Annotated in this window: 14 protein-coding genes; 9 read left to right on the top strand and 5 right to left on the bottom strand. The window is 45.7% G+C overall.

Annotated features, from left to right (window positions below; genetic code table 11):
* Nucleotides 1-44: 44 nt before the first annotated feature.
* A complete protein-coding gene (locus ACTRWF_RS11940; protein WP_020744814.1) occupies nt 45-2,495 on the bottom strand; it encodes a TonB-dependent receptor in 2,451 nt (816 codons plus the stop codon).
* A gap of 192 nt (nt 2,496-2,687) precedes the next feature.
* Between ACTRWF_RS11940 and ACTRWF_RS11935 the strand changes: the two genes are divergently transcribed.
* Both ACTRWF_RS11935 and ACTRWF_RS11930 read left to right on the top strand, forming a co-directional pair.
* Nucleotides 2,688-3,989, top strand: a complete 1,302-nt coding sequence (locus ACTRWF_RS11935; protein WP_012519574.1) for an MGH1-like glycoside hydrolase domain-containing protein — start codon at nt 2,688-2,690, stop codon at nt 3,987-3,989.
* A gap of 12 nt (nt 3,990-4,001) precedes the next feature.
* Nucleotides 4,002-5,207 (top strand): AGE family epimerase/isomerase, encoded by a 1,206-nt coding sequence (locus ACTRWF_RS11930; protein ID WP_012519575.1) that lies wholly within the window; start codon nt 4,002-4,004, stop codon nt 5,205-5,207.
* A gap of 64 nt (nt 5,208-5,271) precedes the next feature.
* On the opposite strand, the gene ACTRWF_RS11925 is transcribed toward ACTRWF_RS11930, so the two are convergent.
* From ACTRWF_RS11925 to ACTRWF_RS11910, 4 genes are all read right to left on the bottom strand, one after another.
* Complete coding sequence (locus ACTRWF_RS11925) at nt 5,272-6,900, bottom strand: PH domain-containing protein (protein ID WP_015067889.1); 1,629 nt, start codon at nt 6,898-6,900, stop codon at nt 5,272-5,274.
* Nucleotides 6,900-7,463 carry a PH domain-containing protein gene (locus ACTRWF_RS11920; RefSeq protein WP_012519577.1) on the bottom strand — a complete coding sequence of 188 codons (564 nt, stop codon included), beginning with the start codon at nt 7,461-7,463 and terminating at the stop codon, nt 6,900-6,902. The genes ACTRWF_RS11925 and ACTRWF_RS11920 overlap by 1 nt, the downstream gene beginning before the upstream one ends.
* A gap of 123 nt (nt 7,464-7,586) precedes the next feature.
* Nucleotides 7,587-9,941 carry an aerobic respiration two-component sensor histidine kinase ArcB gene (gene arcB, locus ACTRWF_RS11915; RefSeq protein ID WP_012519578.1) on the bottom strand — a complete coding sequence of 785 codons (2,355 nt, stop codon included), beginning with the start codon at nt 9,939-9,941 and terminating at the stop codon, nt 7,587-7,589.
* Nucleotides 9,942-10,038: 97 nt separating this feature from the next.
* Entirely contained in the window at nt 10,039-10,986 is a 948-nt protein-coding gene (locus ACTRWF_RS11910) for an N-acetylmuramoyl-L-alanine amidase (protein ID WP_012519579.1), read from the bottom strand.
* A 674-nt stretch (nt 10,987-11,660) separates the two neighbouring features.
* Here ACTRWF_RS11910 and gltB point away from each other — a divergent pair.
* The 7 genes from gltB to ACTRWF_RS11875 all read left to right on the top strand — a co-directional run bounded on the left by gltB (nt 11,661) and on the right by ACTRWF_RS11875 (nt 21,804).
* A complete protein-coding gene (gene gltB, locus ACTRWF_RS11905; RefSeq protein ID WP_462835611.1) occupies nt 11,661-16,127 on the top strand; it encodes a glutamate synthase large subunit in 4,467 nt (1,488 codons plus the stop codon).
* Between the two features lie 13 nt (nt 16,128-16,140).
* A complete protein-coding gene (locus ACTRWF_RS11900) occupies nt 16,141-17,556 on the top strand; it encodes an FAD-dependent oxidoreductase (protein ID WP_012519580.1) in 1,416 nt (471 codons plus the stop codon).
* Nucleotides 17,557-17,750: 194 nt separating this feature from the next.
* Nucleotides 17,751-18,191 carry a hypothetical protein gene (locus ACTRWF_RS11895; RefSeq protein ID WP_015067892.1) on the top strand — a complete coding sequence of 147 codons (441 nt, stop codon included), beginning with the start codon at nt 17,751-17,753 and terminating at the stop codon, nt 18,189-18,191.
* Between the two features lie 211 nt (nt 18,192-18,402).
* Nucleotides 18,403-18,990 carry a DUF2726 domain-containing protein gene (locus ACTRWF_RS11890; protein ID WP_015067893.1) on the top strand — a complete coding sequence of 196 codons (588 nt, stop codon included), beginning with the start codon at nt 18,403-18,405 and terminating at the stop codon, nt 18,988-18,990.
* A 164-nt stretch (nt 18,991-19,154) separates the two neighbouring features.
* Nucleotides 19,155-19,856 (top strand): 5'-methylthioadenosine/adenosylhomocysteine nucleosidase, encoded by a 702-nt coding sequence (locus ACTRWF_RS11885; protein ID WP_015067894.1) that lies wholly within the window; start codon nt 19,155-19,157, stop codon nt 19,854-19,856.
* Between the two features lies 1 nt (nt 19,857).
* Nucleotides 19,858-20,802 carry a cobalamin biosynthesis protein CobD/CbiB gene (locus tag ACTRWF_RS11880; protein WP_012519584.1) on the top strand — a complete coding sequence of 315 codons (945 nt, stop codon included), beginning with the start codon at nt 19,858-19,860 and terminating at the stop codon, nt 20,800-20,802.
* 75 nt (nt 20,803-20,877) lie between these two features.
* Nucleotides 20,878-21,804 carry a cobalamin-binding protein gene (locus tag ACTRWF_RS11875; RefSeq protein ID WP_012519585.1) on the top strand — a complete coding sequence of 309 codons (927 nt, stop codon included), beginning with the start codon at nt 20,878-20,880 and terminating at the stop codon, nt 21,802-21,804.
* The last annotated feature ends 159 nt before the right edge of the window (nt 21,805-21,963 follow it).

The following is a 21,963-nucleotide window of genomic DNA, read 5'->3' as shown; positions in this document are numbered from 1 at the left end:
AGCCCCTAATTGAGACTATCAGCGAGGGGGAGTGTCAACGTCGACTAAAAATCATAACGCAAGCGAAGCGATACGCGGCGCGGCAATATAGGGCGACCTACAAAATAAGATTCACCCGCTGTTTGACTGTTTCCTAGTCGAGGAGACCCTTCAGTAATACCATCTGAATCGAACAGATTCCATACGGCAATACTGGCACGTAAGCGTTCGCCTTGTCCAAACTCCCAGGTATAGCCTGTGTCTAAGCGAAATACATGAAAGTCATCCAATTCAACCGAATTAGCATCGTTGGTGTAATTTTTACCGTGATAGTTGTGATAGAAAGAAATATCCCAATCGTCTAGGGTGTAGCGTAAAGAAGAATTAAACATAATCTTTGGCTTTCTTCTCAATTCATTACCGATAACAGAAGGATCTGAATCGTATTCGGTGAATTCGTGGTCGGTGTAAGTAAAGTTTGCATCAAAGATAAGGTCATCAGTAATGTTGTAGCTACCCACCAACTCCACGCCATAGGCCTCGGTAGATTGAAAAACAGGAACTTCAACAGCAACCCCATTTTCGTCGTTCACAAAGTCTACCGAACGTCTGTCTTCAAGATCGGTTTTGAACAAAGCCATGGTTCCAATGAAGTCATTAAAGAAGAACTTCGCGCCTATTTCAGCCTGCTTAACAATTTCACTTTCATAACTGCCCGGCTCACCATTAGGGTTAAACGCCACACCGCGCAACTCGGGGAAAAAGAACCCGCGAGAATAGTTGGCATAAACATTAAAGTTATCGGCCATTTTATAGAGGGCTGCAATTGAATAAGCTAATTCTGAGTTATCGACTTTACCGTGAGTAAGCACACCGTTCCCTGTGACATTCACCTGTAAGTCTTCGTACAGTATAGGGTCGTCATTAACTACCACAGTTTCGCTGCCCTCACGGGTAATGGTACCGTCGATTTCCTCCCAGCGAAGACCCACGTCAATGATCCAGTCGTCGTTTTGCATTTGGTCAGCTATATAGAATGCCGTTCTTCTTGCAGAAATAGTCGTATCAGAAAAACTAATACCCGGGCCTGTCACGCCGTTTTGGCTAACTATGACACTGTTATCATCGGCGTCAGTAATGGTTAGATCAACCAATCTGGCCTGATTATTAAATTCGCCGAGGTAGCGGGTTATTACATTATTATCTTCTGCTTCGGCGCTTGAAAAGAAGGTGCCCACGGTAATGCTATGAGAGAAATCCCCCACATCCAGGTATTTGACGACATTAAGCTCTGAAGAAAAATCGGTTGCCGGCCGGTCTCTGTCTAGTATTCGGTTAGCAAATAGTAAATCGCCTTCAGGTAATACTACGTCCGTTCCCGCATAGGTAAATTCAGCGGCGCCAAGGTCGTCGAGCCCTCTGTTCGCTAAATATTCGCTTTGTGTTTCTGGCACATTGATAATACCGTCACCGTCTAGAAACAAGTTAAATTGGTGGTCGTAACTGGCGTACTTTGCTCGTGCTAAAACACTGTAGTCATTACCTAAATCCTTTGAGAACTCCATGGAAATAGAGCCTCCACGAGTGGCTACCCCCTCTTCAATAGGCGTGCGATAACGCCCATCTGCGGTGTCATAAGACAAGCCAGATGCATAAAATGTTTGGGTAGATTCAACTTCTCTGCCATCGTTGCCGGCAACACGCTCTCGGCTTTGTGAATCAAGAGGCAATGGAAGGAAAAATTGTACCTCATCATCAATAGCTTGGCCGTATATAGTAAAGTAGCCACTGCCATCGTCGAATTCTTTGTGAATGTTGCCTCGCAGTTGATAACCTTCCGTAGGCAACCCTGTATCAATTGGGCCTTCATCGTAACGATAAAAACCGGACATGGCATAGTACATGCCTTTTTCATTCAGTGGGCCGCTGGTGGCAAAATCTATACGCTTGCGGTTGTTATCAGAAAGCTCTAATTGCACCGTACTTTCCGATAGTTCCGTGCCTTTCTTCGATAGGTAGTTGATAACGCCCGCCACCGAACCTTGCCCGAATAAGTTAGATACACCGCCGCGAACAAACTCAACCCGCTCAATACCTAGATCGTTTCGGTAATACACATCGTAAGCCGACGAGTTAAGACCAAACGCACTCAAAGTGGGTGAACCGTCGTACAAAAGTGGGGTGAACTGAAACTGCCCTGAAGATGGTAACCCACGGACTTGGAGATTTGTGGCCACTTCACCACCGCCACCTTCTACTTTAATACCAGGAACATAACGAAGCACGTCTGCTTGGCTACTCATGGATAATTTTGCTACCTCCTGCGCCCCCATAGACGTAGTCGATTGTGGCGTTTCAGCCACCAATCGCGCTCGGCTCGTACCCGTAACTACGATTTTTTCATAGTCTTTCTTTGTTTCTGCCGCGTCTTGTGTATCAGCTTGAGCGTTGTCCTGAGCCAAAGCGTTTCCGGCTAAAAGCGACGAAATAGTCGTCGCAAGAAGTAGTTTTTTCACTGTGTATCTCCAACCGTTTGTCATTTTATTAGGTGTTCTATTACGGATTCCCACTATGCCGTACGCAACACCACCATTTAACTTCCCATTTACAATAAAACACAATTTTATCACTTTCAACCCAAAATGAGTTTTATTTGTAAATTTTTGTGTAATAATTGCCATATCACTAACTCATATTGGGTAAACATAATGACAGAGACTAATCAGCGCGACGCGCAATTAATTGAAGATGCAAAAGCAACGCTAGTTAAAAACGACCTCGGAGGCTATACAGTCCCAACACATGGGCTTTATCCGTTTCAATGGAACTGGGACTCAGCGATAGTAGCCTTGGGCTGGCTACCATTCGATGAACCCAGAGCCTGGGAAGAAGCGACATCATTACTCAGCGCCCAATGGAAGTCGGGAATGGTGCCTCACGTTGTTTTTCATCAACACTCTGACACGTATTTTCCCGGCCCCGACATTTGGGGCGTAAAGAACATACCCGATAGCACCTCGATTACGCAGCCCCCTGTGCTAGCAACGGTCATCAAATCATTGTTTGAAGAATGTAAAGATAGAGCATTAGCCGAAGCCCAGATAAACACTATAGTGCCTCAACTTATCGACTCTCATTTGTGGTGGTATAAACAACGCGACCCTGAAAATACGGGGCTAGTGGTAAGCTACCACCCATGGGAATCAGGCATGGACAATAGCCCTGCATGGGACGCCGCATTAGAAGCCGTACCCTGCGTAGATTGGGAATATACCCGCCGGGACACTAGTCATATTGATGCGTCAGAACGCCCACACAAAAAAGAATATGATCGCTTTTTGTATCTTGTAGATTTTTTCCGCAAGATGAATTTTGACGATACGTTAATTTATCAAGACTGCCCCTATCGCGTGAACGATGTCAGTATTATTTCCATACTGCACCGTGGTACGAAAGATTTACTAGAAGTGTGCGAAAAAATTGGAGTAAGTAACGAGCAAACCGCCTACCTTGAAAAACGCTTAAGCCTTACCGAAGAAGCGATACAAAAGTTGTGGTGTGCAGAAACCAACCTATTTCATAGCTTCGATACCCGCAGCAATAGCTTGTGTAAAGCACGTACATCGGCGGGATTACTGCCGTTTTTCGCTGGTCTTGTTGGTGAGCACCAAACACAACCGCTTATTTCCGAACTAGATAAATGGCTTGAGCACAGTGAATATGCCATTTCTTCTACTCACCCTGAAGATCCTAATTACGAGCCTCAACGTTATTGGCGCGGGCCTATATGGCTTCATATTAACTGGATGATAGCCCTTGGCTTACAAGATTACGGCTTTGCTCATCAAGCTCAACGTATTACCCACGGGAGCCGAGCGTGTATATATACCAGTGGCTTTAACGAGTCTTTTCACGCTGAAACAGGTGCGCGAAGTGGCGGTGCAGACTTTTCATGGACCGCAGCCATGGCTTTATATTGGCTACTACCTAACACCTCAGAAAAGGATTAAGGAGCGAAGGGTATGACCACGCAACCAAATTTTGCATCAAACGATTTTCTGCATGATCACATCAAGAGCATTTTGGCTTTTTACGAGCCCAATGTTGATGCCGTCTCAGGTGGCTTCCATCAAAATTTTATGGACGATGGAAGCATATTTGATGAGAAAACACGTCACCTAGTTAGCTCTACGCGTTTCGTTTTTAACTACGCGAGAGCCTATTTAGCTTATGGCGATACTCGATACAAAGCCCGTGTTGAGTCTGGCATTCAATTTTTGCGAGATTATCATTTACAAGAAGATACTGGCGGCTACGCTTGGTTACTTGATGTAAACGGTAAGGCCTGTAAAGTCGTTGATGCCACTAATCACTGCTACGGCTTGGCCTTTGTTATTTTGGATTACAGCTGGGCACTGCGAGCTGGCGTTAAAGAAGCTGAGCTGTATATTCATGATGCCTTCGAATTAATGGAAACCCATTTCTGGGATGCTGAGTACGGCTTGTACAAAGATGAGTTTAACGCAGATTTTTCTCGCTGCAGTGATTACCGCGGTCAAAATGCCAATATGCACAGCTGCGAAGCGCTTATTGCGGCGTTTGAGGCCACCGGTCACGGTCCGTTTTTAGAACGCGCCTTGCTGCTCGCTCACAATATCACCGAGCGCCAAGCGGATAAAGCTGACGGTCGAATTTGGGAACACTATACCAAAACTTGGGAAGTTGATTGGGAATACAATAAGAATGATCCTAAAAACCTTTTTCGCCCTTGGGGATTCCAACCAGGCCACCATACTGAATGGGCAAAACTACTACTACAAATTCATCAGTATCAGCCACAGGATTGGTTAGTCGCACGCGCCCGCTCACTATTTGACGCTGTCATTGATATTAGCTGGGATAATGAAAACGGTGGCTTGTATTACGGTTTCGCACCGGATAGCCGTATCTGTGATGATGAAAAATACTTCTGGGTGCAGGCTGAATCTTTTGCGTGCGCGGCGCGTTTAGCCCTAGAAACAGGGGAAGATAAATACTGGCAGTGGTACCACCGAATTTGGGACTATGCATGGTCATATATGGTCGACCACAAATATGGGGCATGGTTTAGGATTTTATCAGCCAAAAATCAAAAGCTAGAGACCACAAAAAGCCCTGTAGGCAAAACCGATTATCACACAATGGGCGCATGTTATGACGTTCTCGATGCACTAAGCTTTTATAAATAAGCGTGAATAAACAATATAAGCGCCATCCCCCTTTTGTGGGCGGTGGCGCTTTATTTAAACGCCATTACATCCAAGACTTTCGCGTAGACTCAACTTCGAACAACACGTTATTTGCAAGCGTAAAGACATATTGTTCAGGTAAAAAAGGAACAGTTACAGCGCCAGACGCCAGCACAAACTTAATTGTTGCTAGCTTCCTTCTCTTCATGAACACACTTTGCTTTACGATGACCTCCTGCACCTTGTGAGGTTCGAAACACTGATAGTCAATTCCAATCCGACCGCTTCTTATATACACGTATTTATTGTCGTAAGAGATTCCCCACCGCCACCACCTTAACGTGAGCAATAGTCCAATTACGCTATAAATAACCAACGCCCCCACCACGATATCTAAATGAAGGGATATGGCGCCAATAGCAAAGAAAACTAAGAAGGGGATGGACCAAACAGCAAGCAGCCAATGCTGAATAAATCGCTTACTAATAACCTGATACGACTGGCCCTTTAAATCGCAACCTGGCATCACTTCTTGGCTTAGTTCAATAGCCTCGGTTTCGGTAACTGACGGCACAATGAGCTTATTAGGCGACATCAACTCTTGCACTTGCTGACTTGCGGTAGAGTTTTGCTCGAAGTATAAATTTACCCGTTTTAGTATTTTATCTAACCAGTCTTGTTTCGCGGTGATCATCTGAATGCGCGATGAACGCATGCTAACTTCCAGCTTATTTAAAAGTCCGCTGCGGCGAATATACCTGTCCTCAGCGCGAGAAAGGGTGTAGCCATAGAACGTAAATAAAGCACCGCCTACGCTTAATAGTGCAACTAACGCCATCAACATCATTAGCAGCACAAAGGCATACAGCCCAAATTGCCACCACGCAACGGTTTGTTCACCCACCAGTTGATTAAGCTGTAGCCCTTTATCAGCAAGCCACTCAGACACTATACCAAAGAGATCATCGTAAAACGGAGCGGCGACACCCAGAATGATCCATACGCGGTTGTTGGTAATGCCGTGAATAATAATATCTTTAACTGAACGACGATTTAACACCTCTTCTGTTGCATCATTCCTATGCTCAGCGCTTGCCAAGATGGGAACTTCAGCCCCTGACATGCTTCTACCCTCACTATCACCATAGCTAATCGTTCGTTCAGGGCTTGGCAAATCGTGCGCTTTTTTCTCGTACAGTACTTGTTTTTTAAGCGCTTCAGCATAGGATTCAGGCACAGCAACTATCTTAGCTTCTTCCTTGCCACTGCCTGCGGTATCCAACACCACCAGTGCATATCCGAATGGGCGATAATAGAAGGGGCGTTCAATTTTCACATTTTGAATTCGCCATAACGGTAAGTTGGTATAGCGACGCTGAAACACGCCATGATGTATTTCTACATGCTGCTTATGCACCCGAAACTTGTACATTAGGAAACTAATGACGCCGCTCCCTCCCGTAGAAAGTAGCAAAAAGCCAGCAACGGCTAATACTTCTGGCGAGAAAAGGTTGTCCCAAATATTAAAGGATACGGCCAACGCTGGTACCGCGTATATCAATCCCTGCCCTGCGTTACTGATATTACGTACCGTAAAATATAAAATGGATATAAGTGCAAGGCGCTGCCATTCGCCACCCGTCTCTACTTTAACATTCGGTTGTGACACCGCAGAGGATACCGGCTCAGACATTAGCGAGCTCCTATATCCTTGTGTGCTAAAATAAATTCCCGTAGCTGTTCCGCTTTGTCCAACGTAAGCCCTGGTATCTCAAAGGTGTGCATTTCTCCACCGGCTGAAAACACTTGTAAAGAAGCAAGCCCAGCCCATCTATCTAACGGCCCTCTATTTACTTCAACGTGCTGAACGCGCAAAATAGGTTGGCAAGAAAGTTTGCGAAAAATGAGCCCTGATTGTTTACTGATGTCCTGCTCTCTTATTGCATAGAATATTCGGACATCTGCAAAAACGTGGTAGAGCGCCCAGATAGTCGCTAAAGCAACGATAGCCGTGACAATGTATGGGTAGGCCTTCAGTAAATCTTCAGGTATCGACCAAAATGGTTGGTATTTAAGCCCAGTAGCAATGCTTAGTAAAACAAGCGCAATTAGCCCAATAGAGAAAATATTCATAGCACGGTACTTTTTAGAAATAGGCAATAACGCTAACGTTTGAAGGTTAGGAATATCTTCTACATTAAGCTGGTTATTTGAAAACACGGGGTTTTGAGCCGTACTTTGAACGCTATCTGTCATAACAATAATTCCTTTTACCTTGATTAAAACGCGCAAAAATAACCTACTCGTTTCAATAAAAGACTAATAACAAAAAAGAGGGCGAACCCTCTTTTCTTTAAATGCTAACGGGCCTACAGCCGCTTAGTCATCGACTTGCTGTTCGTTCAACCAATCGTGTAGGGCCTTCATGTCGTGTTGAACTGCCATTTGCAATTCTTCCACCCAATCATGCACGTTCTCCCACCATGTAGGGTGGTCACCTTGTTGAATTTGGTTAGCAATACGCTGAACGCGAGCTAAGCCCACAGAGCCAGCTGCCCCCTTTATTTTATGGGCTTGAGAGCACACTTCTGACTTTTCGTCCGCACTTAAGCTGAGCTGCAGTATTTCCATGTACTCGGGCATTTTTTCTTGGAAAACTTTAACACTCGCGCGCACCATTTCGTCCCCTATTGTATCTACCAACATCTGCAATAAGTCCATATCTAAAATGTTACTTAATGTTTTGGTTGGCTCAGGGCGCTCTACTTCACCGTCTACCTCAAGCGGCGCTGGCGGTGCGTGGAATAGGTCGTTAAACACTTCAATGACACGAGATTTTTTGATGGGTTTAGCGATGACATCGTCCATCCCGTTTTCAAGATACTCGTCGCGCTTTTTAATCACGTTAGCCGTTAATGCCACAATAGGCGTCTGCATGACCAAATCTTCTTCAATCAAAGTACTCGCCACGTCAAAGCCCGTCATATCTGGCAATTGAATATCAAGTAAAATAAGGTCGTATTGATTAGCTCTTGCTTTATCAATCGCCTCTTGACCCGTCATAGCGACATCCACTTTTTGACCCAGTTTTTCAAGCAACGCTTTAGCCACCATTACGTTCAGCTCGATATCTTCTACCAGTAAGATATTTAACCCTGTAACTTGAAGCTGCGCCACTTTCATTGGGCTATTAGAAATTTGTACTGGCAGTACAATCTCAAAACGGGTGCCTTTACCCTCTTTACTCGAAACGTGAATTTCGCCGTTCATTAAATCGACCATTTGCTTACAAATGGCTAAGCCAATGCCTGTTCCCGTAGCCGACTGATGATCCGGGTGGTCTACCTGGTAGTACATGGCAAAAATTTTATCAATTTCGCTTTCAGGAATACCAACACCTGTATCTTCAATAACAAAGGTGACGTAGGCCTTGTCACCATCGGGTTTAGTCGATGACACCGATAAACTCACATGGCCTTTTTGCGTGAACTTCACCGCATTAAACAATATATTCCAGAGTATTTGGCGAAGGCGTGTCCCGTCTATTTCAACGAGACGTGGCAGCGGTTCATTAATACTGGTTTTAAGCTCTAGCTGCTTATCTGCAGCCAGTAAGCGGATAATACTGCTAAGTTCTTCAGTGAAGTCTTTGAGCGAAATTGTTTTAAGGCTTAATTCAAGTTTGTCCCTATCTAACTTATCAAGGTCGATAATGTCATTGAAAATATTGCCCAAAGTAATCGCACTTGCATAAATAGTGCTTACCCAGCTGAACTGCTCATCTGACAATTCTGTGTCGCGCAACATTCGGCTTAAGCCCACAATACCGTTTAGCGGCGTGCGAAGCTCGTGACTAATCGTGGCAATAAAACGGGTTTTGTCAGTACTGGCTTTAGCAGCGGCATTTTCGGCTTGTTTGCGTTCCGTCATGTCTCGACCAAACGACAATAACCCCAAACGATTACCTTCTTTGTCGAAGAAAGGCACGCGCTTCATTTCGAAGTAGCGTCGGCGGCCATCGGCGAAGCGCAGCCATAACTCTTCCGTAATACTTGCGTTGGTTTCGAGTACCTCGTGATCACTGGCAACAATTTGTCGGGCCAGTTCTTCTTCGTACACGTCTTTAGGGGTTAACCCCAGAAGCTCTTGCTCAGTTTTCCCCGTCATTAACTCTGCAATGCGGTTACAACCTGCAAAACGGCCCTCTTCGTTGCGGTAATAAATGAGGTCGGGAGAGGCATCAATAATTGAACGCAATAAAGTAGATAAGCGGCGTGCTTGTGCCTCTTGCTCTGACTTGTCTTGAATCTCTCTTTCTAAGTCTTTGAACAGCGCTTCGCGCTCTTCTTGCGCCTGTTTCCTCTGCTCTATCTCGTGATTAAGCTGGCGAATATTACTTTGAAGTTCTCGATTAAGGAAAACATCCTCTTCGCGCAAGCTCTCTAGTTGACTCACTACCTCTTTAAGATTGGTACGTGAGTTTTCTAACTGTTTAATTAATTCACTAAAGAAATACAGCACCCACGGTGCCGACAGCATAGTTAGAATAACTGCGCTGATGAAGTCATCAGGCTGAACTTGGCTGCCCATGCTAACGCGAATTACGTATGAGCCGCCTAGCGTAAATACAAGCGAAAGAACAACAAATAGTATGCTGAGCTTTAGCGTGCCGAAACGCTGCACAAATTGAGCAAAACGAATTGCCCAAGAATCGTTGGGTGAATCTGAATGCATGTACGTCTAATATAAGCTTATTTTGCCTTTATCCTATCAGGCTTTCACCACTACGGGAATGCGTTAAACACGCTAACTGTAACCTCATAACGTAACGCTACGTTTTAAACGGCGACTTTTCTGTAATCTCATTAATATAACGGGTGTTAACCCAACCTACTTTTGTAAAGGAGACTTTCGCCCACTCTCCCTGCTTTTCTAGCACCTTTAATACTTCACCTTTGTGCAACCCATTTTCAATAAGAGGAAAAGAGACATTTGGCCCTTTACGCACATTGAGTGCGTTAGCACTTACGTTAGCCACGCGATTTACCGGGCTGGCAATATGTCGCGGCACGGCATCGTGCGCTTCTCTTTGTAAGCTGCCCGTATGGACACCGTTACTTTCCGTGTGCGTTTCGTCTTCACTTATTTCAAGCAGTACCTGTTCTCTGATTTGATGCATCGGAAATGCCGGACCAGGGTCTACTTTACGCGAAGGCGCTATCTCATCGTGACCTACCACAACAGAAATTGGGTAGTGTTCGCAAAGCACTTTGCACAGGCTTATTGTGGAGGCAATCTGAATATCAGTATATTTATGCCAATAGCCTAAAACTGATTGGTTGGGGTGTTGTGCAGCTATCACTTCACTTTCTCTATAAACGTTCCCAAACCAGCTTTCATAGGTGCCGTCGCCTCTAGGCTTTAGTTGCCCGGCATTATCTAGCTCTATTCCTATGGAGTATCTGTTTAGCCCGCTTCGCCCCTTGTAATGACTTTTGCCAGCGTGCCACCCTATTTTGTTGGTGGGCAACATTTGAACGATATCGCCGTTACGCCCTAAAGCGAAGTGCGCTGAAACACCACTTTCAGCATTAGTTAAGACGTTGACAGAGGAGTCTAAACTACTTCCAGCAGTGAAATGAATGACAATGGTATCGGGAGCGCCAGTCTGAAACGCCCCAGAAGTATTCGGTGAAGCAGTAAATTTGACATTTTCACCAATGAGGCGGTGTTCGTATACATCAAATGAGAGCCTAGGTGTCGCGTGTAGGATAGTCATTCAATATTCCTTATTGATTAGTTTGCACGCGACTACAGTGAATTTTTATTCTTTTCATATCACCAGAGCTTACGCATTGTTTGCACTCTCAGCGTGCGTGAGCATACTGCGAACTACAGGCTATGTTTTTACCTAGCCTTACATTTGAACAACTTTTAACCAATATAGCAAACAGCTAATATTTGTGGAATCATAACTTTACAATTTAATAAAAATACACAGCAAACCCACATTGACAACATAAAACAACGAAAATAAAGAATATTTATTCACCATTAAAATTCAAATGAGAACTAATATCATTTATGTACTGGTGAATTATTAATTTTTTCACTTGATAACATTTTTATTACAATTGTAAGCAACGGGATATAAATACATGTATTTAAAGAAATTAATTATATTTATACAAAAACTATATAACGCTTACAATTTTAGCGTTTGATTTTAGTTTTCAATGTGGGTATTTTGTACGGCCCGCATGGCAATAATGCATAAAAATGCGGAAACGACTGGTATCCTCTAATAATAAATAAACGACAAGAAAGACGCATATTGCGAGCAATACCGCGCGCAAGCAAAAAAGACGTCTAACAATGTTGTGATACGCACACCTAGGCGCATCTACACGCAACGCATACCTTGCCCAGTCTTAAGGTTGAAGGAGTTAAGAGATGAGTTTATATAATCCCAATGATTCCCGGGACAACTGTGGGTTTGGCTTAATCGCTCACACTCACGGGGAAGCCAGTCATGAATTGGTAACCACTGCAATACACGGCCTTGACCGTATGCAGCATCGTGGCGGTATCGCCGCAGACGGGAAAACCGGTGACGGCTGTGGTTTATTACTACAGAAGCCGGATGCGTTCTTCCATGCAATCGCCGAAGATAATGGCTGGAAACTCAGCAAAAAATACGGCGTGGGCATGATTTTCTTAAGTCAGGACCCTGTACTTGCGCAAGCCGCGCGTGAAGTACTTAATGAAGAACTTGAAAAAGAAACACTTTCAGTAGTGGGCTGGCGCGAAGTGCCTGTTGACCGCTCGGTACTGGGTGAATTAGCGCTTACAGGCGTTCCACAAATTGAACAAGTATTTGTGAACGCACCAGCGGGCTGGAGAAAACGCGACCTTGAGCGTCGCTTATATATGATCCGTCGCCGCGCTGAAAAACGCCTTGAAGCAGATCCAGATTTTTACGTAGCGTGTTTATCAGGCTTAGTAACGATCTATAAAGGCTTGGTGATGCCAAAAGACTTGCCAGCCTTCTATCACGATCTTGCCGATGAGCGCATGCAAAGCGCGATCTGCGTTTTCCACCAGCGCTTCTCGACAAACACGTTACCACGCTGGCCGCTAGCTCAACCCTTCCGTTTCCTTGCGCATAATGGTGAAATTAACACCATCAAAGGCAACCGCGACTGGGCAATGGCACGTGCCGCGAAATTTTCAACGCCACTTATTCCAGATTTAAAAGACGCCGCCCCTTTCGTGAATACCGAAGGGTCTGATTCGTCATCGCTGGATAACATGCTAGAGCTATTTCTAGCTGGCGGTATGGATTTATTCCGTGCCATGCGTTTACTGGTTCCACCAGCCTATCAAAACAACAAAACCATGGATGATGACCTTCGTGCATTCTACGAGTTTAACTCAATGCACATGGAACCATGGGATGGCCCTGCCGGTATCGTTTTAACCAACGGCCGTCACGTAGCCTGTAACCTTGATAGAAACGGCTTGCGTCCAGCTCGCTATGTCATTACCAAAAATGGGTTTATTACTCTAGCCTCAGAAGTAGGTATTTGGGACTACGAGCAAGCTGACGTGATTGAGAAAGGCCGCGTTGGTCCAGGTGAAATGCTTGCCGTAGATACTTACACGGGCAAAATCTGGCGCTCTACAGAAATTGATGATGACCTTAAAGCTCGCCACCCTTATAAAGAGTGGTTAGATAAGCACATTCGTCGCCTTACGCCTATTGAGCAGCTTGATGCCTCGCTTATTGGTAAGCGCGTGTTTGACGACGATGCCATGGCGGTCTACCACAAGCTACACGCCTACAGCTACGAAGAAATTCAGCAAGTTGTAAAAGTACTCGCAAAAGATGGTCAAGAAGCCGTTGGCTCAATGGGTGACGATACGCCAATGGCGGTAATGTCATCGCGCCAGCGCACGGTTTATGATTATTTCCGTCAGCAGTTTGCCCAGGTAACCAACCCACCTATCGACCCACTGCGTGAAAACCACGTTATGTCGTTGGCAACCTGTATTGGCCGCGAGCAAAACGTATTTAGCGAAACATCGGGTTACGCTGACCGCGTGTTATTCGACTCGCCGGTATTAATGTATACCGACCTTAAACAATTGCGTGAATTTAACCCAGACAACTACTACTCAGAAGTAGTAGAACTTCAATACGCACCGCAAGAGGGCTTGAAGAAAGCCATTGAGCGCGTGTGTAACGAAGTGGAAATGCTGGTTAAGAATAAACGTGCTGCGTTTGTTATTCTGTCTGACAGAAACATCAAGCAAAACCGCTTGGTGATCCCAGCCGCGATGGCCGTGGGTGCGGTACAGCGACGACTGGTTGAAAAATCACTGCGCTGCGACGCGAACGTTGTTATAGAAACAGCGAGTGCCCGTGACCCGCATCACTTTGCCGTACTTATTGGCCTTGGTGCAACGGCGGTTTACCCATTCCTTGCCTATGAAACTATCGAGCAGCTTTGCGAAAAAGGCGAGTTAGATATTTCTCCTATGCAGGCTACGTTGAACTACCGTAAAGGTATCAACAAAGGCTTGTATAAGATCATGTCTAAGATGGGTATCAGTACAGTCGCGAGCTACCGTAGCTCTAAGCTCTTCGAAGCCGTGGGGATTAACAATGAAGTAATGAATCTTTGCTTCAAAGGCGTGACCTCACGTATTCAAGGCGCAGGCTTTGATGATTTCCACCAAGATCTCATCAACCTGAATCGCATTGCATGGCTTAAGCGTAAGTCTGTTGATCACGGTGGCTTACTTAAATATGTGCACGGTGGCGAATATCACGCCTATAACCCAGACGTAGTTAGCACGCTGCAAAAAGCGGTTGTGTCGGGTAACTATGACGACTACCAGCAATACGCCAAGCTTGTTAACGAGCGTGCCCCTGCACACATTCGCGACTTGCTGGCCATTAATCCAGACTGCGATCCTATTGATATTAGCGAAGTAGAAGCACCGGAGAACTTGTTCCCACGTTTCGATACTGCGGCTATGTCAATTGGTGCATTAAGCCCAGAAGCCCACGAAGCACTGGCTATTGCAATGAACCGTTTGGGCGGTCAGTCTAACTCGGGCGAAGGTGGCGAACACCCTTCTCGCTTTGGGACTGAAAAGAACTCTAAGATTAAGCAGGTTGCGTCAGGACGCTTCGGTGTGACACCTCACTATTTGGTTAACGCTAACGTTATTCAAATTAAAGTGGCGCAAGGTGCTAAACCGGGTGAAGGCGGTCAGCTTCCTGGTGATAAAGTGAATAAATACATCGCACAGCTTCGTTTCTCTGTGCCAGGTGTAACCCTTATTTCACCACCACCGCACCACGATATCTATTCAATTGAAGATTTGGCTCAGCTAATTTTCGATTTGAAGCAGGTTAACCCAACGGCGCTAATATCAGTAAAACTGGTATCTGAACCGGGTGTAGGTACTATCGCAACGGGCGTAGCAAAAGCCTATGCCGACCTTATTACCGTATCAGGGTACGACGGCGGAACAGGTGCAAGCCCATTAACGTCAGTTAAATATGCGGGTAGCCCGTTCGAACTAGGTCTTTCTGAAACGCAACAAGCCCTTATCGAAAACGGCCTACGTCATAAAGTACGCGTTCAAACCGACGGTGGTTTGAAAACTGGCCTTGATGTGGTTAAAGCGGGTATTTTAGGTGCCGAAAGCTTTGGCTTTGGTACTGGCCCAATGGTAGCACTAGGTTGTAAATACCTACGTATTTGCCACTTAAACAACTGTGCGACCGGTGTTGCAACCCAAGACCAAAAATTGCGTGATGATCACTTCATCGGCTTGCCTGACATGGTAATGAACTACTTTAAGTTTATTGCTCAGGAAGTACGTGAAATCATGGCATCTATGGGTGTTGCTAAGTTCGACGATCTTGTTGGCCGCACAGAGCTACTTAAAGTATTAGATGGCATTACTGCTAAGCAAAACCGTTTAGATCTATCGCCTCTACTTGCGCAGCCTAAGGCCGGTGAACATACCCGTTTGTTCTGTTCACAAACCACAAACGCGCCTATTGATAAGGGTGAGTTAAATGCACAGATGCTTAAAGATGCCCAGCAAGCAGTGGTAGACGGTGAGTCTATTACGCTTAAATACCCTGTACGCAATACCGACCGCTCTGTAGGCGCGTTGCTATCAGGTGAAATTGCTAAACATCACGGTAATCACGATTTTGAAGATACCCCAATCAAAGTTGAACTTACCGGTACGGCAGGTCAAAGCTTCGGTGTGTGGAACGCTGGCGGTTTACACATGCATCTTGAAGGCGATGCCAACGATTATGTAGGCAAAGGCATGACAGGCGGCAAGCTTGTTATCCACCCGCCGCGCGACATCTCTTATGATGCCCACGACAGTGCCATTATGGGTAATACCTGCCTATACGGCGCCACTGGCGGTAAGCTCTTTGCGGCAGGCCGTGCAGGCGAACGCTTTGGTGTACGTAACTCAGGCGCCATCGCGGTAGTTGAAGGTATTGGCGATAACGGCTGTGAATATATGACAGGCGGTATTGTAGCTGTACTTGGCCCAGTTGGCGTTAACTTCGGTGCCGGTATGACAGGTGGTTTTGCCTATCTTATGGATGATGGCGACGACCTCGATAACCGCGTAAACGCCGAACTCGTTGATGTTATGCCAATTGAAGATAAAGCGATTCTTGCTGAACACTTACGCGGCTTAATTAACCAGCACTACGAAGAAACCGGTAGCGATCACTCGTTGTCTCTGCTTACTGATTTCGCCGCAACGCTGAAACGCTTTAAGCTTATTAAGCCAAAAACCAGTGATGTGAAAAACTTGCTTGGTCACATCAGTCGTTCAAGTGCTGAATTACGCATTCAGGCTCAGTAGGAGGATTTAGTTTATGGCAAAGAACGTATATCAATTTGTCGACGTTGAACGTATCGATCCGCCGAAAAAGCCGATCATGGTACGTAAACAAGAGTTCGCGGAAATTTATCAACCGCTCAGCCAATCTCAAACCGAAGGCCAAGCAGACCGCTGCTTGGACTGCGGCAACCCGTATTGTGAATGGAAGTGCCCCGTGCACAACTACATTCCCCAGTGGTTAAGCTTGGCAAACGAAGGCCGTATTTTAGAAGCTGCGGAGCTTTCTCATAAAACCAACAGTTTGCCGGAAGTATGTGGTCGCGTATGTCCACAAGACAGACTGTGCGAAGGTGCGTGTACACTGAATGACGATTTTGGTGCGGTAACCATTGGTAGTATTGAGAAGTACATTACTGATACAGCCTTCAAAATGGGCTGGCGTCCAGATATGTCTGACGTGGTATGGACCGACAAGAAAGTCGCCATTGTTGGTGCTGGCCCGGCAGGGCTTGCTTGTGCTGATATATTAGTACGTAACGGTGTTAAACCTGTTGTTTACGATAAGTACGAAGAAATTGGCGGCCTACTCACGTTTGGTATTCCGTCTTTTAAATTAGAGAAAGACGTTATCAAGCTACGCCGCCAAATCTTTACCGAAATGGGCGTTGAGTTCGTACTTAACACCGAAATTGGAAAAGACATCCAGTTCCAGGACTTAATCGATAAGTACGACGCGGTGTTCTTAGGCATGGGTACATACAAGTCTATGCAAGGTGGGTTCGACAATGAGCACGTAGAAGGGGTATACGATGCCCTTCCATTCCTTATTGCCAATACCAACCGCGTAATGGGACTTGAAAAAGACCCAGCCGATTTTGTTGATATGAAAGGTAAGCGCGTTGTGGTGTTAGGTGGTGGTGATACCACCATGGACTGCGTGCGTACCTCTATTCGTCAGGAAGCGGCGCAGGTAACCTGTGCATATCGTCGTGACGAAGAAAGTATGCCGGGTTCACGCCGCGAAGTAGTTAACGCTAAAGAAGAAGGTGTTGAGTTTAAATTCAATCTTCAACCTTTGGACATCGCCGTTGATGAAAACGGAAAAGCCTGTGGCGTTAAGTTCGTTAAAACCGAGATGGGACCACCGGATGTTAACGGTCGCCGCCGTCCTGTTGAAGTAGAAGGTTCAGAACATGTTCTAGAGGCTGATGCGGTTATTATCGCGTTTGGTTTCCAACCGAGTCCTGCGCCATGGTTTGCCGACTTTGGCATTATGCTTGACGAAAAAGGCCGCGTTCGCGCACCTTCAGCAGGTAAGTTTGCATTCCAGACTTCGCACCCACAAGTGTTTGCGGGCGGTGATATGGTACGTGGCAGTGACTTGGTTGTGACCGCAATCGACGAAGGCCGTAAAGCCGCAGAAGGTATAATGGACTACATTGGCGTTTAAGCTACGCTAACAAGACCTTTGACAAAAGCTCGATAGCCCTGCTATCGAGCTTTTTTAGTTTTGGCTCACTCAGGAAATACGGAAAACGTCGATGGCATACGTTAATAGACCAAGGTTTAGTTGAACCGAAGGTGCGACGGCTCTACTATCGTACGAACAACAAAATATCATTACGTAATTGATAGAGCCGGCCCATGAAGAACGTCGACATAAAAACACTCACTCTTTGTTTTGCATTGAACTGTGCGGTGAGTAATGTGTGTTTTGCCGATACCATTTCGGTAGAAGCATCCTCGGTGAACGCGCCTGCTAAAGTACAAAGTTTGCCGACATCAGTGTCTAAACCTAATACTGTCTCTTGTCCTGCCCAATTTCAACAGGTGAAAATTGCCAGTGATGCTCGTCAATGCCAGTCGTTTGACGAAAGCATGACGGCGGTGATGGTGTATCACTCCCCCGCTGAGCCTGGTGCTCTGGTAAACCTTTATCAAACAGCGCACCCGGCCCTTAAGGCTCATTCTCCAGTAAACGGCCGTACCTTACTTTCTTCTAGCGATAAAGCCATTAGAGTCATTGTTAGCCCAGATAAAACAGGCTCTCAAGTGGATATCCTAGTCACATCAAAATCAAAGTAACTTGCGACTTTTTAAAATACCGATATAGATTGCTCATGTTGGCATCTGCTTTGCAATTTCATCAATAACAACACCATGACTACGTCAGGTGTCATTTTTCTGACACCTGCGAAGTTGCAAGAAGTACGCTAATTACTGATACATAAGCTAGTGCGCTTCACGTTGCTTTGCCTGTCATGGGCTTTAACTATTGATTTTTGCGAGGGTTACGATGGAATTGGCAATTATTCTAATGATGTTACTTATAGTCGTTGCGCTAGGTGCCATAAAGTTGTCAGACGGTGGTGTCGCATTTCCATTTAGGCGGAAGCCACAGCTATTTACACCAGTAGAAAACACCTTTTTAAACCTGATTGAACAGGCTATGGGAAAAGAGTTTCGGATAGTATGCCGCGTACGTCTTAACGACTTAGTGTCGGTTCGACCGTCGGCCAGCAAGAAAACGGCGAGCCAAGCCCTTAGCAGAGCGTCAAGCCGACATCTCGACTTTGTATTAGTAAACAAGCACGATATGAGCCCCGTCATGGCTATTGATCTTGTTCATAGCCAAGGTAAAGACGGCTACAAAACCCAAAAGGACTGGTTTGTAACCGGCGCGCTCGATGCGGCTGGTCTTCCTCACGCAAGAATAAAAGTGAAATCTGGTTATACCGTTGATGATATTCGCGAGTGCTTGGAAAACAAACTGATTCCTTATCGCCGTTTACAAAATAAAATGGCGCAGCTTCCTACTCATAACCCAGAGCCGCCTAAGCGCCCTACTCGCCCCGTGCGCTCGAGTAGACCTGCTGCGGCATAAAGTACTCGTCCCCACTTCCCCTAGCCTTTGTTGCTTTGCTATTTTCTTACTCTCTGTAGCAGCAACAAAGGCATTTTTCTGTCAGTTTTTCATATTTCCTTATACAATTACGTCAAACACATGCGTGTTCACGCAAAGAAACCCACAACACCGTCGGTAGAGTTATGAAAAAAATTGGTATTTTAGGTGCAATGGACGAAGAAGTAGCGCTACTTAAAGCGTCTCTTTGGAATGTGAAAGAAACAAAGTGGAAGCACCTTACGTTTTATGAAGGCACACTAAACGATATGGAAGTGGTGTTAGTAAAATGCGGTATTGGTAAAGTTGCTGCGGCTATCGCGACTACCGTACTTATTGAGCAATTTGCGCCAGATGCAGTCGTTAACACCGGATCCGCAGGTGGCTTCGACAAGAATTTAAACATTGGTGATTTAGTGATAGCAAGTCACGTTATTCACCACGATGCAGACCTTACCCATTTCGGTTACAAATTAGGGCAGTGTGCTGGCATGCCAGAGGATTTCCGCTGTGATACTCACTTAATGGAAACCGCGCGTACCGCGGCTGCAAGCATTGTCTCGCTGCAATCTACAACGGGTTTAATTTGTACCGGCGATGCGTTTATCGGTAGCGATGAAGCAGTGGCAGAACTACGTGAAAACTTCCCCGATATGAAAGCGGTAGAAATGGAAGGCGCAGCAATAGGTCAAACTTGTCACATGCTCGACACGCCGTTCCTTGTTATTCGCTCGCTGTCGGATATCGCAGGAAAAACGTCATCTGTAAGCTTTAAAGAGTATTTAGAGACTGCCGCTAAGCATTCAGCACAGCTTGTAATGGCAATGATAAAGGCCCTCGCTAAGTAAGATGACAAGCCTATTTAGCGACCCGCGTTTGCAGTCGCTACTCGTACTTTGGTTGGCTATCGCTGTCGACGCTTTGTGGCGCTGGCCTCAAAGCACTCACCCTCTAACACTTATGCGATACCTTGTTCAGCAAATGGGGCGCAAAGTCGTCCCTTCTCGCGAGTACGGGCCTGGCCAGCACTATATTTCTGGCTCACTGGCTCCGTTGGTATTGTTAGCCCCACTGGTTATTTGTTTAGCCATCTTGGTATATATGGCTCAATACCCCGTTTTTTTTGAAGCGCTCATTCTTGTGGCGCTACTCGATTTTGGGTACCAGCGTCAGCAGTACAAAAAGGTACTGGCTAGCGTAGGTAGAAACAAAAAGTCACTTGCCCGAGAAATGGTGCAAACCATCACCGCCCGACAATGCCATTCGCTTACGGATATAGGTATCGCCAAAGCCGCTATAGAGTCGTTATGGCTGAAGTTTCTTTACCTTTATTGCGGTGTTATTTTTTATTTTGTCGTTACCGGGCCAATAGGCGCGCTGATATACCGCTTACTTCTTCTTACGTCTTGGCAATGGCATTACCGAACTCCCAACATGGTTTTCTTTGCCCAACCCGTGCGCAAACTCATTTCAATACTGGTGGTACCTCCGGCGGTGATCGGCGGATTTATTACACTGCTGGTAAGTCACCCTTTAAAAGGCTTTCGTGCAATCAAGCATTCGCCGGTTAAAGATAAAACGTCGCTGTTACTTGCGCTTATGGGCGGAGTTCTTAACGTGAAACTTGGGGGCCCTGCAATGTATGCAAACAAAAAGTACCGATACACGCGCGTAGGAGGCGTTAACGACGTGAAGTACTCCCATATGTTAGCTGCAAAGAGCACGATTACCTATGCCATGATAGCGACATCCGCTTTCGCATCTTTAGCCATGTTGGGGCTGGCGCTTGTTTAACGTTGCTTTATTTATTAACTACTGTTTAAGGCAAAACAGCATGCGATCTGTATTTACACTTAGAGAGCCATAATAATGCGCTATCAATACATCACAATGAAACGAGGCAAGAGCGCTTTGCCATGCCGCATTTGTAGTTTTTGTCTTAAAAAAGCGCTGGCACTTGCCTTATTAGCTCTCACATTGTCGCTTACTTCAATAATGACGCACGCTGCACATTCAACCGCGACGGCGCAGGAAGTCACTGAACAGGCCCCCCAGCAACCTTTGAGAATTGTAAGTTTAGCTCCCCACCTAACTGAATGGGCCTTTAGTTTAGGTTTGGGTGATAATTTGGTTGGCGTAAGCGATTACAGTGACTACCCCGAACAGGCTAAAACCATACAGCGAGTCGCTGACTTCCAAGGCGCTGACATAGCACGCATAGTCGCACTTAAACCCGACTTAATTCTTGCTTGGGATGGAGGGAATAAACCGCAGGATATTCACAAACTTTCTTCCATGGGCCTTAAAGTATTTAAGAGTAAGGTTGAAAATATCGCAGACATCGCTAGCGAAATTAAGAAGCTTGGCGCTATCACCAACAGTCAGAAAAAAGCGTCGACCCTTGCCGATAATTTTATACAAAAGCTCACTGCGCTAAATCACGAGTATGCAAAAACAACATTAACACCTGTTTTTTATTATTCTTGGACTACGCCACTGATGACCGTTGGTCCAGACGCATGGGCAAATAAGTTACTACATGTGTGCGGCGCGCAAACCCTTTTTTATGACAGCCCTGTCGACTACCCACAGGTCGCATTAAAGGACGTGCTTACCCGACAACCTCAGGCACTGGTAGCCGCATCTAAAAGTGCACGAGCAGACCTTGAAGGCTTTTGGGCAGATCACCGCAGCTTTTTAAACGCACCTTTAATTGTAGTAAACCCTGATATTACCAGTCGATTTTCACTGCGATTAATAAATGAACTAAAACTGCTTTGTGAAGGTATAAATTGACGTTCTCGCGCGTTATACTTAAGTCTAGGTAATGGCAGCCTGTGCTCCCAAAAGCACGCTATGTTGCAAAAGCATTCGGGGTGCTATGCGCCCATTGTACAAAGCGAATGTTTAAAGGTTCAATGGCTCTAATATTTCATTATTACGGTAAGAGTTTCT

Source organism: Alteromonas sp. G5_S2_22_S1, assembly GCF_054968525.1.
This window is presented reverse-complemented; position numbering and strand designations above follow the sequence as displayed.